The organism is Kutzneria buriramensis, assembly GCF_003387475.1.
GTDB lineage: Bacteria > Actinomycetota > Actinomycetes > Mycobacteriales > Pseudonocardiaceae > Kutzneria > Kutzneria buriramensis.
Window position 1 is genome coordinate 67757 of the sequence record NZ_QUNO01000025.1, and the last position, 14881, is coordinate 82637.

15 protein-coding genes are annotated in these 14881 nt (G+C 70.7%); 6 read left to right on the plus strand and 9 right to left on the minus strand.

Going from position 1 to position 14881, the window contains the following annotated elements; genetic code table 11:
- Positions 1-126: 126 nt before the first annotated feature.
- Entirely contained in the window at positions 127-1257 is a 1131-nt protein-coding gene (locus BCF44_RS48145; protein WP_116181287.1) for an acyl-CoA dehydrogenase family protein, read from the minus strand.
- A 90-nt stretch (positions 1258-1347) separates the two neighbouring features.
- Here BCF44_RS48145 and BCF44_RS48150 point away from each other — a divergent pair, with 90 nt between their 5' ends.
- From BCF44_RS48150 to BCF44_RS48160, 3 genes are all read left to right on the plus strand, one after another.
- Positions 1348-1953, plus strand: a complete 606-nt coding sequence (locus BCF44_RS48150) for a TetR/AcrR family transcriptional regulator (protein WP_116181288.1) — start codon at positions 1348-1350, stop codon at positions 1951-1953.
- Between the two features lie 120 nt (positions 1954-2073).
- Positions 2074-3000 (plus strand): carbohydrate kinase family protein, encoded by a 927-nt coding sequence (locus BCF44_RS48155; RefSeq protein WP_116181289.1) that lies wholly within the window; start codon positions 2074-2076, stop codon positions 2998-3000.
- Between the two features lie 541 nt (positions 3001-3541).
- Positions 3542-4858, plus strand: coding sequence for a citrate synthase (locus tag BCF44_RS48160; RefSeq protein WP_116181290.1), 1317 nt, complete (start codon positions 3542-3544; stop codon positions 4856-4858).
- Positions 4859-4942: 84 nt separating this feature from the next.
- Here BCF44_RS48160 and BCF44_RS48165 read toward each other — a convergent pair whose 3' ends face one another.
- Positions 4943-5374, minus strand: coding sequence for a hypothetical protein (locus BCF44_RS48165; protein WP_147328950.1), 432 nt, complete (start codon positions 5372-5374; stop codon positions 4943-4945).
- Positions 5375-5425: 51 nt separating this feature from the next.
- On the opposite strand from BCF44_RS48165, the gene BCF44_RS48170 reads away from it, so the two are divergent.
- Positions 5426-6748, plus strand: a complete 1323-nt coding sequence (locus tag BCF44_RS48170; protein ID WP_116181292.1) for a cryptochrome/photolyase family protein — start codon at positions 5426-5428, stop codon at positions 6746-6748.
- Here BCF44_RS48170 and BCF44_RS48175 read toward each other — a convergent pair.
- From BCF44_RS48175 to BCF44_RS48200, 6 genes are read right to left on the minus strand one after another with little or no spacing between them, the layout of a single operon-like run.
- On the minus strand, positions 6738-7913 hold the full coding sequence (locus tag BCF44_RS48175; RefSeq protein ID WP_116181293.1) for an ABC transporter permease: 1176 nt from the start codon (positions 7911-7913) through the stop codon (positions 6738-6740). The genes BCF44_RS48170 and BCF44_RS48175 overlap by 11 nt on opposite strands.
- Positions 7910-8821: an ABC transporter ATP-binding protein gene (locus BCF44_RS48180; protein ID WP_246016247.1), complete on the minus strand. Its 912-nt coding sequence runs from the start codon at positions 8819-8821 to the stop codon at positions 7910-7912. The genes BCF44_RS48175 and BCF44_RS48180 overlap by 4 nt, the downstream gene beginning before the upstream one ends.
- Entirely contained in the window at positions 8814-9335 is a 522-nt protein-coding gene (locus BCF44_RS48185; protein WP_116181294.1) for a hypothetical protein, read from the minus strand. Before BCF44_RS48185 ends, BCF44_RS48180 begins: the two co-directional genes overlap by 8 nt.
- Positions 9332-9601, minus strand: coding sequence for a helix-turn-helix transcriptional regulator (locus BCF44_RS48190; protein ID WP_116181295.1), 270 nt, complete (start codon positions 9599-9601; stop codon positions 9332-9334). Before BCF44_RS48190 ends, BCF44_RS48185 begins: the two co-directional genes overlap by 4 nt.
- Before the next feature lie 51 nt (positions 9602-9652).
- Positions 9653-11104, minus strand: coding sequence for a glycerol-3-phosphate dehydrogenase/oxidase (locus tag BCF44_RS48195; RefSeq protein WP_116181296.1), 1452 nt, complete (start codon positions 11102-11104; stop codon positions 9653-9655).
- Positions 11101-11679 carry a TetR/AcrR family transcriptional regulator gene (locus tag BCF44_RS48200; RefSeq protein ID WP_116181297.1) on the minus strand — a complete coding sequence of 193 codons (579 nt, stop codon included), beginning with the start codon at positions 11677-11679 and terminating at the stop codon, positions 11101-11103. Before BCF44_RS48200 ends, BCF44_RS48195 begins: the two co-directional genes overlap by 4 nt.
- 16 nt (positions 11680-11695) lie before the next feature.
- On the opposite strand from BCF44_RS48200, the gene BCF44_RS48205 reads away from it, so the two are divergent.
- Together BCF44_RS48205 and BCF44_RS48210 are read left to right on the plus strand one after the other, a co-directional pair.
- The gene (locus tag BCF44_RS48205; RefSeq protein ID WP_116181298.1) at positions 11696-13324 is read left to right on the plus strand and encodes an FAD-binding oxidoreductase; all 1629 of its coding nucleotides are present in this window, start codon (positions 11696-11698) and stop codon (positions 13322-13324) included.
- Between the two features lie 9 nt (positions 13325-13333).
- Entirely contained in the window at positions 13334-14290 is a 957-nt protein-coding gene (locus BCF44_RS48210; RefSeq protein ID WP_116181299.1) for an amidohydrolase family protein, read from the plus strand.
- Here the strand turns inward: BCF44_RS48210 and BCF44_RS48215 are convergent.
- Positions 14287-14697, minus strand: coding sequence for a helix-turn-helix domain-containing protein (locus BCF44_RS48215; protein ID WP_116181300.1), 411 nt, complete (start codon positions 14695-14697; stop codon positions 14287-14289). The genes BCF44_RS48210 and BCF44_RS48215 overlap by 4 nt on opposite strands.
- Positions 14698-14881: the final 184 nt, after the last annotated feature.

Here is a 14881-nt window from a genome sequence, read left to right on the forward strand (position 1 = left end):
GGTTCGCCTCCGAGCCGCCGCCTTCCGTTGGCTCAGCTCGATCGATGAACAGACTCGATCGAGCTGAGCCCGCGGTCCAGGCGCCGGCGCGAACCCGCACTCGGCCGCGCGAGGACGGCTGCCTGTTCAGGACTTCGCCAGGTGCCGGCCGATCACCATGCGCTGGATCTGGTTGGTGCCTTCGAAGATCTGCAACACCTTCGCCTCACGCATGTAGCGCTCGGCGGGGAAGTCCCGGGTGTACCCGGCCCCGCCGAGCACCTGCACGGCGTCGGTGGTCACCTTCATCGCGGCGTCGGTGGCGACCAGCTTGGCGATCGACGCCTGCCGGCTGAACGGCAGCTTGCGGTCCCGCCGCCGGGCGGCCTCCAGGTACGTGGCGCGGGCCGACTCCACGGCGGCGGCCATGTCCGCGAGCAGGAACTCCATGCCCTGGAACTCGATGATCGGCTTGCCGAACTGCCGGCGCTCGCGGGCGTAGCGGACGGCCTCGTCCAGCGCGGCCTGGGCCAGACCCACCGCGCAGGCGGCGATCCCGAGCCGGCCGGAGTCCAAAGCGGACAGTGCGAACTTGAGGCCGCAGCCCTCGTCGCCGATCCGGCGCTCGGCCGGCACCCGCACGTCGTCGAAGCGCAGCTGGGCCACCGGGGATCCGGTGAGCCCCATGGTCTTCTCGCGCTCGGCGGCGGACAGGCCCTCGCTGTGGCCGTCGACGAGGAAGCACGAGACATCGCCGGTGCGGGCCATCACCGTGTAGAAGTCGGCCACGCCGGCGTGGGTGATCCACGCCTTGGTGCCGTTGAGCACGTAGTCGTCGCCCTCCCGGACGGCGCGGGTGGTCATGCCGGCCGGGTCCGAGCCGGCCTGCGGCTCCGACAGCGCGTACGCGCCGAGCAACTCGCCGCTGATCATGTCCGGCAGCCAGCGCTCGCGCTGCTCGTCGGCGCCGAAGGTGGCCAGCGGGTAGCAGGACATCACGTGCACGGAGACCGCCTCGGCCACCGTCAGCCAGCTCGCCGCGATCTCCTCCAGCACCTGGAGGTACACCTCGTACGGCTGGCCGCCGCCGCCCAGCTCCTCCGGGTACGGCAGCCCCAGCAGGCCGGTCTTGCCCAGCAGCCGCAGCTTCTCGCGCGGGAACCGGCCGGCCTCCTCCTCGGTGGCCGCGTGCGGCGCGAGTTCGTCCCGGCAGATCTCCCTGACCAGCGCGATCAGGTCCTCGGCCTCCGTGGTGGGCAGCAGGCGCTCGGCAGGCATGGCGGCACTCCCAGGTCGTGGGTGAGTACTGAGAACAGTACTCTGGGACGTACTGGAGTACTACTCCGGCGATTGTGGCAGTCTCCACACATGACCAGGGCCGAAGTCACCGCGCTGCCGCGCCGGCGTCAGCTCACCGCGCGCCAGTCCGATCTGCTCAACCGGTTGGAACAGCTGTTCCTCGCCGAGGGCTTCGCCGCGTTCACCCTGGACGACCTGGCCGCGCGGATGCGCTGCTCCAAGTCCACCCTGTACGCCCTGGCGCCGAGCAAGGAACAGCTGTCGGTGCTGGTGGTCAGCCACTTCTTCAAGAAGGCCACCACCCGCATCGAGGCCCGCATCGCCGAGGTGGTCGACGTGCGCGAGCGCATCGGCGACTACCTGTCCGCCGCGGCCGACGAGCTGCGCCCGGCCGGCCGGGAGTTCATCGCCGACATCGCCGCCTTCCCGCCGGCCCGCGCCGTCTACGAGCTCAACGCCCGCGCCGCCGCCGAGCGGATCCGCTCGCTCATCGCCGACGGCGTCAAGCTGGGCCAGTTCCGAGACGTGCACGCCGCCCTGGTGTCGGAGATGGTCGGCCTGACCATCGAGCACATCCACCTCGGCGTCATCGCCAAGCGCACCGGGCTGTCCGACGCCGAGGCCTTCGAGGCGCTGGCGGAGTTCCTTCTCGGAGGTCTGGCTCCGACCGAGTGACCCTTGATGCAGTGAAGGGGGCTTTCCCTGCGCTCGACGCGGGGAGAGCCCCCTTCCCTGCACCGGCTCGGTCGCCCTAGCATGAGCCGGCTTCTGACAACGTTGACAAAGGGGTGCCCCGTGATCGTCGTCGCTGGTGAGGCGCTGGTCGACCTGGTTCCGACGACGGGCGGCGCGCTGCTGCCGCAGCTCGGCGGCGGCCCGTACAACGTGGCGATCGCGGCCGGCCGGCTGGACGCGCCGACCGCCTTCCTGTCCCGGGTCTCCACCGACGCCTTCGGCGACGCGCTGGTGGCGCGGCTGAAGGACGCGCAGGTGGACGTGAGCATGGTGCAGCGCGGCCCGGAGCCGACGACGCTGGCGGTGGTGGGCCTCGCGCCGGACGGCTCCGCCAGGTACGGCTTCTACGTGGAGGGCACGGCCGACCGCCTGGTCGCCGAGCCCGGCCCGCTGCCGGCCGCCGCCGAGGCGGTGTCCTTCGGCACGCTGTCGATGGTGCTGGAGCCCGGGGCCTCGGTGTACGAATCGTTGCTGCGCCGGGAATCCGGCCGCGGCCTGCTCACCGCGCTGGACCCGAACGTGCGGCCGGTGCTGATCCCGGACGCCGACGCCTACCGCGAGCGGTTCCGCTCCTGGCTGCCGGACGTCGGCCTGCTCAAGGTGTCGATCGAGGACGCGCAGTGGCTGGCCGGCGACGTCGACGCGATGACGGAGATTCAGCGGTGGCAACAAATCGGGCCGGCCGCGGTGGTGATCACTCGCGGCGGCGACGGGCTGGCCGTGCTGTCGGGTGACGGCCAGCTCGTCGAGGTGCCGCCGGTCCGCGTCGACGTGGTGGACACGATCGGCGCCGGAGACACGGTGCAGGGCGCGCTACTGGCGTGGCTGCACCGTCACGGCAAGCTGTCGAGGGACGCGGTCGGATCGCTGACCGACCAGGACTGGCGAGCGGCCCTGGCATTCGCCGGAGCCGCCGCCGCGATCACCGTTTCCCGCGCCGGGGCGGAACCGCCGCGCAGCGCGGAATTGGCTCACCAGCAGTGGTGATGCCACCACCAGCAGCCCAGGGAAACGCCGACACCCAAACCGATCACGATCATCCCGAAACCTCCGCGTCGTGTGCAGAAAATGATTTCCGGAAAGCGCGGCCGCTGGAAACAAATTAACCCGCCGGGACGGGTCCGTGGCTACACGAATGTGTCGACATGTCGTCACCGGACGTGTCGGTAACCCCCGTGGGCGGTGCGCCGGTCCACCCGGGCGGCGCAGCGCCCTGCTCCGTCCGGCGGAAACCGGCACGGGTGCGGTCGGCGGCGGGGCCCGGGACCCGCGTGTCGCACGCCACTGGGGTGGCGGCGAAGTGTCCCGATCGTTACCCGGAGCGGTCCGGACATCGTGTGATACCTGTCCCATCGCACGCAACAGCACGCCCGCCGCGCTGTGCGGGGGGCCCCGGGGCTACTAGCGTGGCAGGCGACAGGACCCCAACGGGGCGGTGCTGCGGTGCGGTCACCCCGGTTCCGTGCGCTCGCTCGACACCTTCGCTGTGAGCCCAGCGGCGCCCCGTCTGAGCGTGAGAGGGATTTTGATGCCCGACGCGACGACTGCGCCGAATACCGAACTCCGTACCGTCGCGCTGCACTATGCGGGCGGAGAGCACGAGATGGGTGTGTCGCTCCCGACAGAGGGCGCACCCGGTATAGATCTCGGTAAACTCCTCGCGAAAACCGGGATGGTAACCCTCGACCCCGGATTCGTGAACACCGCTTCATGCTCCTCCGAGATCACCTACATCGACGGTGACGCCGGCATTCTGCGTTACCGTGGTTATCCGATCGAGCAGTTGGCGCAGCGGTCCAACTTCATCGAAGTCAGCTATCTGCTCATCTACGGCGAGCTCCCGACGCAGGCCCAGATCGAGGAGTTCAGCCGCCAGATCAGCCGGCACACCCTGCTGCACGAGGACCTCAAGCGGTTCTTCGACGGCTTCCCGCGCGACGCGCACCCGATGCCGGTGCTGTCCTCGGCGGTCTCCGCGCTGTCCACCTTCTACCAGGACAGCCTCAACCCGTTCGACGACAACCAGGTCGAGATCTCGACCATAAGGCTCCTGGCCAAGCTGCCGACCATCGCGGCCTACGCGTACAAGAAGTCGATCGGCCAGCCGTTCCTCTACCCGGACAACTCGCTGGGCCTGGTGGAGAACTTCCTGCGGATGACCTTCGGCCTGCCGGCCGAGGACTACGACGTGGACCCGGCCCTGGTGCGGGCCCTGGACCTGCTGTTCATCCTGCACGCCGACCACGAGCAGAACTGCTCCACCTCCACGGTGCGGCTCGTCGGCTCGTCCGAGGCGAACCTGTTCGCCAGCATCTCCGCCGGCATCAACGCCCTGTTCGGCCCGCTGCACGGCGGCGCCAACAGCGCGGTGCTGGAGATGCTGGAGAAGATCCGGCAGGACGGCGGCAACGTCGAGGAGTTCGTGCGCAAGGTCAAGAACAAGGAGGACGGCGTCCGCCTGATGGGCTTCGGCCACCGGGTCTACAAGAACTACGACCCGCGGGCCGCGATCATCAAGAAGACCGCGGACGAGATCCTCGGCAAGCTCGGCGGCGACGACCAGCTGCTGGAGATCGCCAAGAAGCTCGAGGAGACCGCGCTGGCGGACTCGTACTTCATCGAGCGCAAGCTGTACCCGAACGTCGACTTCTACACCGGCCTGATCTACCGGGCCATGGGCTTCCCGACCAAGTTCTTCACCGTGCTGTTCGCGCTGGGCCGGCTGCCCGGCTGGATCGCGCACTGGCGGGAGATGATGAAGGACCCGGCCACCAAGATCGGCCGTCCCCGCCAGCTCTACGTCGGCCCGGCCGAGCGCAACTTCGTGCCGATGGACCAGCGCTGAATCGATCGCTGAACCGGTCCATCCGACCGTGCGGTGAAGGGGGCTTTCCCTGCGCTCAACGCAGGGAAAGCCCCCTTCCCCGCGTCAAGGTGTGTCCTCGTGGTGGGGGAGGGCGAGGGCGACCAGGACGATGACCAGGCCGAGCCAGTGGGCCTGGCCGGCGACGGTGTCGGTGGTGAGCACGCCCAGCGCCGTCACGAGGCCGAACAGCACGAGCCAGAGCAGCCGGGGCCAGCTGAGCAGCGCCGGGCCGACGTGCCGGGTGGCGGACAGGCTGCACAGCACCACGACCATCGCCGCCAGCACCGGCAGCGCCGGATCCAGCAGGACCAGCGGCCATTGGACGGGGGCGGTGTCGCCGAGTCGGGTCAGGCGGGTGAAGGCGGCGCCGGCGTCGAGCAGGAGGACGCCGTCGGGGGTGATCGTCACCAGGTAGGCGAAGAACGCGCTGACCACCGCGCCGAACAGCCCGAACAGCAGGCCGGCGGTGGAGCGTGTGTACACCGTGCTCCTCACGCCGTTTGATCCTCCTCGTGCTGCGGCCGGTACGTGCCCACCGTAGCGTCGGTGACCATGACCCCGCCCGCGATCATGTGGTTCCGCCGCGACCTGCGGCTGTCCGACCACCCGGCGCTGCTGGCCGCCGCCGACAGCGGCGAGGTGCTGCCGCTGTTCGTGCTGGACGATCGGCTGCTCGGACCGGCGGGGGAGCCGCGCAAGCACTTCCTGTACGACTGCCTCCGCGCCCTGGACCATGACCTCGGCGGCCGGCTGCACATCGCGCACGGCGACCCGGTGAAGGTCGTGCCGGAGATCGCCCGGAAGCTCGGCGCGGGCAGCGTGCACGTGTCGGCCGACACCGGGCCGTACGGGCGGGAGCGGGACGAGCAGGTGCGCACGGCGTTGGGGGACATCGACTTCGTGCGTACGGGATCGCCGTACGCGGTGACGCCGGGCCGGGTTCGCAAGCAGGACGGCGAGCCGTACCGGGTTTTCACGCCTTTCCGGCGGGCCTGGTTGGACCACGGCTGGCGCAAACCAGCCAAGTCCGGTGTGGACAGTGCTCGGTGGACAACCCTCAAGGGCGGCCGCAAGATCCCGGCCGGGAAGTCCGAGCTGCCGGCCGGGGAGCGGGCGGCGTTGCAGGTCTGGGCGGACTTCAGGGACGGCGCCCTCGCCGACTACGACGCCGGCCGGGATCGCCCGGACCGCAACGGAACCAGCTATCTGTCGGCGTATCTGCGCTGGGGCTGCGTGCATCCGCGAACACTGCTCGCTGATCTAGGACCTGGCAACGAGACCTTCCGCTCCGAGCTGGCCTGGCGCGAGTTCTACGCGGACGTGCTCTGGCACCAGCCCCGCACCGCCCGGGAGAACTACGACCGCAAGTTCGACAAGTTCGAGCACGACAGCGGAAGGACCGCACAGCGGCGGTTCGAGGCATGGTGCGAGGGGCGCACCGGCTATCCGGTGGTGGATGCCGGAATGCGGCAGCTGCTGGCCGAGAACTGGATGCACAACCGGGTCCGGATGATCGTCGCCAGCTTCCTGGTCAAGGACCTGCACGTGCCGTGGTGGTGGGGCGCGCGGCACTTCATGCGCAACCTGATCGACGGCGACCTGGCGTCGAACCAGCACAACTGGCAGTGGGTGGCCGGCTGCGGCACCGACGCGGCCCCGTACTTCCGGATCTTCAACCCGATCACCCAGGGCGAGAAGTTCGACCCGAACGGCGACTACGTCCGCAAGTACGTGCCGGAACTCCGTGGTGTGCAAGGAAAGGCCGTGCACAAGCTGGACAAGCTGCCGGGCGAGTACCCGGCGCCCATCGTCGACCACGCCGATGAGCGCCGGGTGTCCCTGGAACGGTACGACGCGATCAGGACCTGAGCGCGTCCAGCAGCCGGACCCGCGCGCCGGTCTGGAGCACCGCGTTCCGGTAGATCCGGCCGGCCAGCCAGGTGACCAGCGCGATGGCGGCGACCATCAGCGCCACCGACAGCGCGATCTGCCACACCGGGGCCACGCCGAGCGCGATCCGGCTGGGCATCAGGGTCGGCGTGAACAGCGGGATCATCGACAGCACCGTGCTGATCGTGTTGGTGGGATTGGGGATCAGCAGGTTCACGCCGACCACGAAGGCGATCGTCGGCAGCAGCGACACCGGCGTGATCGCCGACTGGAGCTCCTCCTGGCGCGACACCAGCGAGCCGGCGGCGGCCAGCAGCGCGGCGTACAGGAAGAAGCCCAGGACGTACCAGCCGAGCGCGCCGAGGATGGTGCCCAGCGCCACCGTGGGCAGCGAGAACACGCCGGTGCTGTTGGCCACCGTCAGCCCGACCACGGCGATGATCACCACCTGGATCAGGCCGACCACGCCGATGCCGAGCACCTTGCCCAACAGCAGCTGCCACGGCCGGATGGTGGACAACAGGATCTCCACCACGCGGCTGGACTTCTCCTCCACCACGCCCTGCGCGACGGCGGTGCCGAACGCCATGATGGAGAACACCAGCACGATGCCGGTGATCAGCGACAGCGCGATCCGCTGCCCCTGCTCGGGATCCGGCGGCTCCAGCTCGCTCACCTTCACGGTGGCGCTCTGCGCGGCGTTCAGCGCGGTGGGCGGCAGCCCGGCCTGCGCCAGCACGCCCTGGATGGCCTGCGCCCGCACCAGCCCTTCCAGCGCGACCTGCAACTCGGGGTCCAAAGTGGACTTGACGACGGCCGTCGGCGCGCCGAGCGGGCCCTGCACCAACACGTCCAGCTTGCCGGCCCGCACCTGGGCGACGCCGTCGTCCTGGTTGTCGACGGTGCTGATCTGCACCTTCTTGCCCAGCTTGTCGGCGGCCGCCGACAGCGGCGCCGACATCGCCGTCGCCTGCCCGGTGAGGCCGACCTTGACGGTGGTCTCCTTGGCGATGAAGGTGAACAGCAGCGCGTAGGCGGCCAGCACGGCCAGGATCACCACCGTGCTTACCAGGAACGACTTGCTGCGCACGCGGGTGTTGAACTCGCGGCCCGCGACCAGGCCGATCACGCGCGAGGTGGTCACGATGCCCCCTGTTCGGACACGACGTTGCGGTACAGCTCGGTCAGGGTCGGCCGCAGCCGGGTGAACTCCCGCACCGGCCCGGTCTTCAGCGCGGCGGCCAGCACCTGCTGGTCGTCGCCGTCCTCGCCGAGCTCGACGGTGGTGCGGCTGCCGTCGACGGCGACGACCCGCACCCCGGTCAGCCCGGCCGCCCAGTCCTCGCCGGCGTCGGGGGCGTCCACCACCAGCCGCAGCGGCCCGCTCTCCCGGAGCTCGGCCACGCCGCCGTTGGCCACCAACTGTCCACTGCGGACGATGCCGACCCGGTCGCACAGGCGTTCCACCAGATCCAGCTGGTGGCTGGAGAACATCACCGGCACGCCGCGGGCGGACTGCTCGCGCAGCACCTCGCTCATCACGTCCACGGCCACCGGGTCCAGGCCGGAGAACGGCTCGTCCAGCACCAGCGCCACCGGGTCGTGCACCAGCGCGGCGGCCAGCTGCACCCGCTGCTGGTTGCCCAGGCTGAGCTTCTGCACCTCGTCGTCGCGGCGGCCGGTCAGCCCGAGCCGGTCGACCCAGGCGTCGGTGGCGCGCCGGGCGTCGGCGGCGGACATGCCGTGCAGCTGCGCGAGGTACACGAGTTGTTCGCGCACCTTCATCTTCGGGTACAGGCCGCGTTCCTCCGGCATGTACCCGATTCGCCTACGGGTGGCCAGGTCCACCGGCTTGCCGTCGAAGCGGACCTCGCCCGAGTCGGCCGCCAGCACGCCCAGCGCGATGCGCATGGTGGTGGTCTTGCCGGCGCCGTTGCTGCCGACGAAGCCGAACAGCTCGCCGGCGCGCACGTCGAAGGTCATCTCGTGCAGCGCCCGCACGGTCCCGTAGCGCTTGGAGATCCGGTCGATCTCCAGCACTCCCTCAGCCACGGTGCTCTCCTTCGGCGATCGGATCCGGCTCGTCGTCCGGCAGCTGCCAGGCCAGCAGCGCGCTCGGCACGTTGCCGACCAGTGCGATCAGGCTGATCAACAGCACGAACGGGCCGAACCGCGTGCTGCTGATCGGGGTTGACGCGAGCACCATGGCGGCGATCACCATGCTCCAGACGGCGACGAGGAAACCAACGTAGCCGCAGCGGCCGCGCAATGCGAGTTCGCGTTCGTCCAACAGGCGCGCCGTGCGCTCGCCGATGTTGTTCGTGAGCACCTTGTTCAGCATCTGCAACACGACCGTGATCATCAGCAGGCCCCACCAGACGAAGAACGTCATCGTCCGGAAGTCGCCTGCGTACAGCCCGACGACGAGCGTCGCGACCGCGCTCACCAGCCAGGCGACCATGGCCCGGCGGCGAATGCGACGGTTGCGCCAGCCGGGCAGCCAACTGGAGTACCGCGCCGCGTTGCGCTCCTGCTGCGCGTGAATGCGCTCCCTCAACGTGTTCATGACTCCCCCTTGCCGTACAGCTGGGTGGACAGCGGTTGGAACGGGGTGCGGCTGAACACCGCCTCCACCGGTAGCGAGAACACCTCGCAGATCCGGAAGGCCAGGTCCAGGCTGGGGTAGTGGTCGCCGCGCTCCAGCGCGCCGATGGTCTGCGGGTTCACCTCCACCGCCTCCGCCAGCTGTGCTCTCGTCAGTCCCCGTTCCGCGCGCAGCACCTGGAGCCGATTGTGGATCGGCAGCTCTTTACCGCGCCTTACTGGGCTCACGGAACGAAGTGTTGCAAAAACCCAACAGATCGTCAACGGGGCTGACAGTCGCTAGCGAGCCAGGTGCGCCAGTGCCCGTGCCCGGTCGGCGGGGACGAGTCCGATGCGGGTGCGGCGGTCCAGCACGTCGTCGGCGTCCAGTGCGCCCTCGTGTTCGTACGCCCAGGCGACCTCGGCCTCCGTGACCTCGCCGAATACGGGCGAGGGGAGGTTGAGCGCCTGGACCTGTGGCGCCTCCGAGCCGTACTTGGCGACGAGGCGGGCCGGTGCGTCCACAGTGGATCCGAATGCCCCGACGAGGGGGAGGTCCTTGGTGCGCGAGGGTTTCGTGGCCAGCTGGGTGGCGTCGATGGCGTCGGCGGCCATGCGGCGGTAGGTGGTCAGCTTGCCGCCGACGACGGTGATCACGCCGTCGGGCGAGGTCAGCACGGCGTGCTTGCGGGACAGGTCGGCGCTGCGAGCGCCCTCCTGCTCGATCAGCGGCCGGAGGCCGGCGTACGAACCGATCACATCAGCGGTGGTCAGTGGGCGTCGCAAGACCGTGGAGGCGACGCCCAACAGGAAGTCCACATCGGACTGTGGCACCGAGGGGACGTCCGGGACGGGACCGTCGACCGGCTCGTCGGTGAGTCCGAGATAGACCCGGCCGTCGGCCTGGGGGAGCACCAGCACGAACCGGCTGGTCTCGCCGGGGATGGGCACGGTCAGCGCCGTCGACCCGATGTGCACGGTGTCGGCAGCCAGCACGAGGTGCGAGCCGCGTGACGGCCGCAAACGCACAGACGGCACGAGCTGCCCGGCCCACACCCCGGTGGCGTTGACGACCTTGCGGGCCTTGACGTCGAACTCGTCGCCGGTGAGCGTGTCGACGACCCGCGCGCCGTCGCCGGCGAGGTCGGTGACCCTAGCCCGGGTGAGGATGCGAGCGCCGAAGCCGGCGGCGGTCCGGGCCAGCGCGACCACCAGCCGGGCGTCGTCGATCAGCTGGCCGTCGAACGACAGCAGCCCGCCGGTGACGTCCGGGCGCAGACCCGGTGCCAGGGCAAGGGTTTCCGCCGCCGAGATCCGTCGCGGCGGTGGCAGCACGCGACCGGGAGTACCGGCGGCTCGGCGCAGCACGTCGCCGGCGCGCAGGCCGGCCATCACCAGCGAGCCGCGCTGCTTCCCCTGTAGGGCAACGAGTTGCGGCAGCGCCCGGACGAGATGTGGAGCGGTGCGGGTCATCAGGATGCCCCGCTCGACGGCGCTCTCGTACGCCAGCCCGACCTCGCCATGCGCGAGGTACCGCAGCCCGCCGTGCACCAGCTTGCTCGACCATCGGGACGTGCCGAAGGCCAGGTCGTGCGCCTCGACCAGGCATACCGACAACCCGCGCGAGGCGGCGTCCAACGCCGCGCCGGCCCCGGTCACACCGCCACCGACGACAAGCACGTCGACCGCCACACCACCGGCGACCTCGGCCAGTTCCCGGAGCCGCCGTTCAGCGTTCAGCGAGGTCTTCACGGCCGCAGCGCCCCCTCCAGCATCGTCGCCAATTCGGCGAACACCGCGTCCGGGTCCAGGTCGGCGACCGCCGGCCGGACCGACAGCACGAACGACTGCACCATCAGCAGCAGTGTCCGGGCCTGCACGTCCAGGTCGCCGGGTCGGACGGAGCCGTCGGCGTGCCCGGCGGCCAGTTCGACCCGCAGGAACTGCTCGGCGATCAGCTGCGTCGCCCCCAGCCGCTCCACCACGTACGGCAGCAGCAGCTCCGCGTCCCGGTCGAGGACGGCCGCCATCAGCGGGTTGGCCAGCAGCCGCCGGACGGTGCCGACGCCCCCGTTGACCAGGCGTTCGCGGGCCGTGGCGCCGGGGCCGACCTCGCCCAGCAACGCCCCGAACTCCCTGGTCATCAGGGCCGCGACCAGGCTGCGGACGTCCGGGAAGCGCCGGTAGAGGGTCATCCGGCTGACGCCCGCCTCGCGGGCCACGTCGGTGAGTGTGGTGCGCCGCACACCGACCAGCAGGACGCACTTGTGGGCGGCGTCCAGCAGGACGTCGTCGCCGACTCGGGTGCTGTGACGTTGTGACGGCATGTGTAACACTGTAGCAATGGAACCGGGGATCGATCACACCCTCCGCGGCGGCTGGGCGCTCGGCGACCACGCGCTGCCGCCGCACGCGCTGCGCTGGCTGCGCGGCCGCACCGGGCTCGCCGAGCATCCGACGCCGGTCGCGCCGGACTCGGTGCTGACCGTGCCGGAGCCGGAGCTGTCGATCGTCGGCAGAGCGGCGCTGGAGGCCGTGGTCGGCGCCGAACACCTGCTGCTGGACCGCAACTCCCGGCTCGGCCGGTCCGGCGGCATGTCCTATGTGGACCTGCTCCGGCATCGGGGCTGCGGCGAGCTCGCCGTGCCGGACGCCGTCGTGCTGCCCGGCGACCCGGACGAGGTCGTCGCCGTGCTCCGGGCGTGCGCGGAGCACGACATCGGCGTGATCCCCTTCGGCGGCGGCACCTCCGTGGTCGGCGGCGTCACCGCGCTGCGCGGCGGCAAGCACGCCGTCATCGTGCTGGACCTGGCCCGGCTCAACCGGCTCGTCTCCATCGATCCGCTGTCACGGCTCGTCGTGCTGCAGGCCGGAGTGCGGGCCACCGACGCCGAGCGGATGCTCGCCGCGCACGGCTTCACCCTCGGCCACTTCCCGCAGTCCTTCGAACGAGCCACCATCGGCGGCTTCGCCGCCACCCGCTCCGCCGGGCAGGCGTCCGCCGGCTACGGACGGTTCGAGGACATGGTCGACGGCGTTCGGCTCGCCACCCCTGTCGGCGAGCTCAACCTCGGCGTCGCGCCGGCGACCGCCGCCGGCCCCGACCTCAAGCAGCTGGTGATCGGCAGCGAGGGCGCGTTCGGCGTGATCACCGAGGTGACGCTGAGGGTTCGTCCGGTGGCCACGCACACCCGGTACGAGGGGTACTTCCTGGACGGCTGGGACAAGGCCACCGCGGCCGTGCGGGACCTGGCCCAGCACCGGGTGCTGGCCGACGTGACGCGGCTGTCCGACACCGAGGAGACCGAGGTGCAGCTCGCGCTCACCGGCGGCGTGAAGGCCGGCGCGGTGCGGGCGTACCTGCGGGCGCGCCGGATCAACGACCCCTGCCTGCTGATCCTGGGCTGGGAGGCGGGATCCGCCGGCGAACTGGCCGTCCGCCGCACCGCGACCCTGCGCGCACTGCGCCCGCACAAGGCGGTGCGCCTGGGCAAGCCGGTCGGGGAATCCTGGCGGCACGGGCGGTTCTCCGGTCCGCGGCAACGGGATTCGCTGCTCGACGCCGGCGTGTGCGTGGAGACACTGGAGACGGCGACGCACTGGTCGCAGCTGAGCACCCTTCGCACGGCCGTGCGAGGGGCCTTGCAACGCTCGCTGAACCGTGCGGTCGTCATGTGCCACGTCTCGCATGCCTACGAAACGGGCGCCTCGCTGTACTTCACGGTGCTCGCGGCGCGGGCCGACGAGGATCCGATCGGCCAGTGGCAGCGGGCGAAACGGGCGGCGTCGGAGGCGATCGCGCCGCTGGGGACGATCACGCACCACCACGCCGTCGGCACGGATCACGCGCCGTACCTGGCGGGCGAGGTGGGCGCGCTCGGCATCGACGTGATGACGTCGGTGAAGCGCGCGCTGGACCCGACCGGGGTGCTCAATCCCGGAAAGCTGTTGCCGGCGGCCGATCGGGGTTAACCTCCCGTGATGAGCGGTGAGCTGCTGATCAGGTCCGTCCGGCCGTGGCCGAGCGCGTCGGAGCTGCCCGCGGTCGACGTGCTCTGCCTGGACGGCCGCATCGACCAGATCGGCGTCGGGCTGGCCGCGCCGGACGGAACTCCCGTGGTCGACGGCAAGGGCGGCGTGCTGCTGCCGTCCTTCGTCGACGCGCACGGTTCGCTCGACGCGTTACGGCCCGGCGTCACCATGATCCGGGTGCCCGTGCCCGTCGCCGAGATCGAGGACGCGTTGTCCCGCCGCGAGCAACTGCTCAGCCGGGTCGAGGTGCAGCTCGTCGCGGTGGCGCCGAACGGCGCGATCACCGGTATGGACGCACTGGACGCGGCGCTGCAGGCCGGCGCCGATCTTGTCGGCGGCGTCGATCCGGCGCGCGTGGACCGGGATCCCGTGCGGCACCTGGACGTCGTGTTCGGGCTGGCCGACAAGCACCAGTGCGGCGTGGACATCCAGCTCGACGACCCCGGCGAGCTGGGGGCGTTCGAGATCGAGCTTATCTGCGCCCGCACATCCGCGCTGGACATGCGCGGCCGGGTGGCGATCACCCACGCGTCCAGTTTGTCCACTGTGGATCCCGATCGCCAGGACGAGTTGATCGACCGGCTCGCCGAGTCGGACGTGGCGGTGATCGCGACCAAGCCGCTGCCGCTGCGCAAGTTGCGCTGGGGCGGCGTGCGGGTGGGGATCGGCGGCTGCGACGTGTGGGCGTTGGCCGAGGCCGAGGGCTACACCGCCGACCCGATGATCGAGATGTGTGCCGACACGGCGACCCGCGGCGGCGCGGCGGTGCTCGGGGAGCGCGACCACGGGCTGGTCGAGGGCGACCGGGCGGAGTTCGTGGTGCTGCCCGGGGAAACCGTCGCCGAGGTGATCCGCGAACGCCGCGAGCCGACGGTCGTGGTGCACCAGGGTCAGGTCGTCGGTTAATCCACAGTGGACTGGTCCGGCTTGTTGTCCAGCTCGATGACCTGCTCGATGATCTTCGTGACGGCGGCCAGCCCCTCCGGCGACAGCTCCAGCGCGCGCAGCGCCAGCCGCCGCACGCCCAGGTTCTCGGCGACGCGGGCCAGCTCGGCCTCGGCGTCGGTGCGGGTGTCGCCGGTGACGAAGTAGTCCAGCGGCACCCCGAAGAACCGGGCCAGCGCGGCCAGCAGCTCGGTCGACGGCCGGCGCTTGGCCCCCGTGCGCAGCGCGGACAGGTAGGCGCCGCTGACCCGGATCGACGGCTCCGCCTCCTTGACCGCCGCCGCGACCTCGTCGTTCGTCCAGCGGCGGCCGCCGCGGTCCGGCGGGCGGACGTCCTCGAACAGCTTGTTCAGTCGGTCCGCGAGCATCCGGGCACCTCAACCAGTGGTTGACAACAACGGTTCGCGTCAGTCTAGACTGGCCGCGTCCGATTCAACCACCAGTTGATCGGACGCCGTGAAGGGTCATCGGCTGGTTGATCTCAATGCGGGGGCGTGGGGAGCTCCGGCCGATGCGGAGGGGTGGAAGGACTTCGCCCGGGGGGAGGCGTCG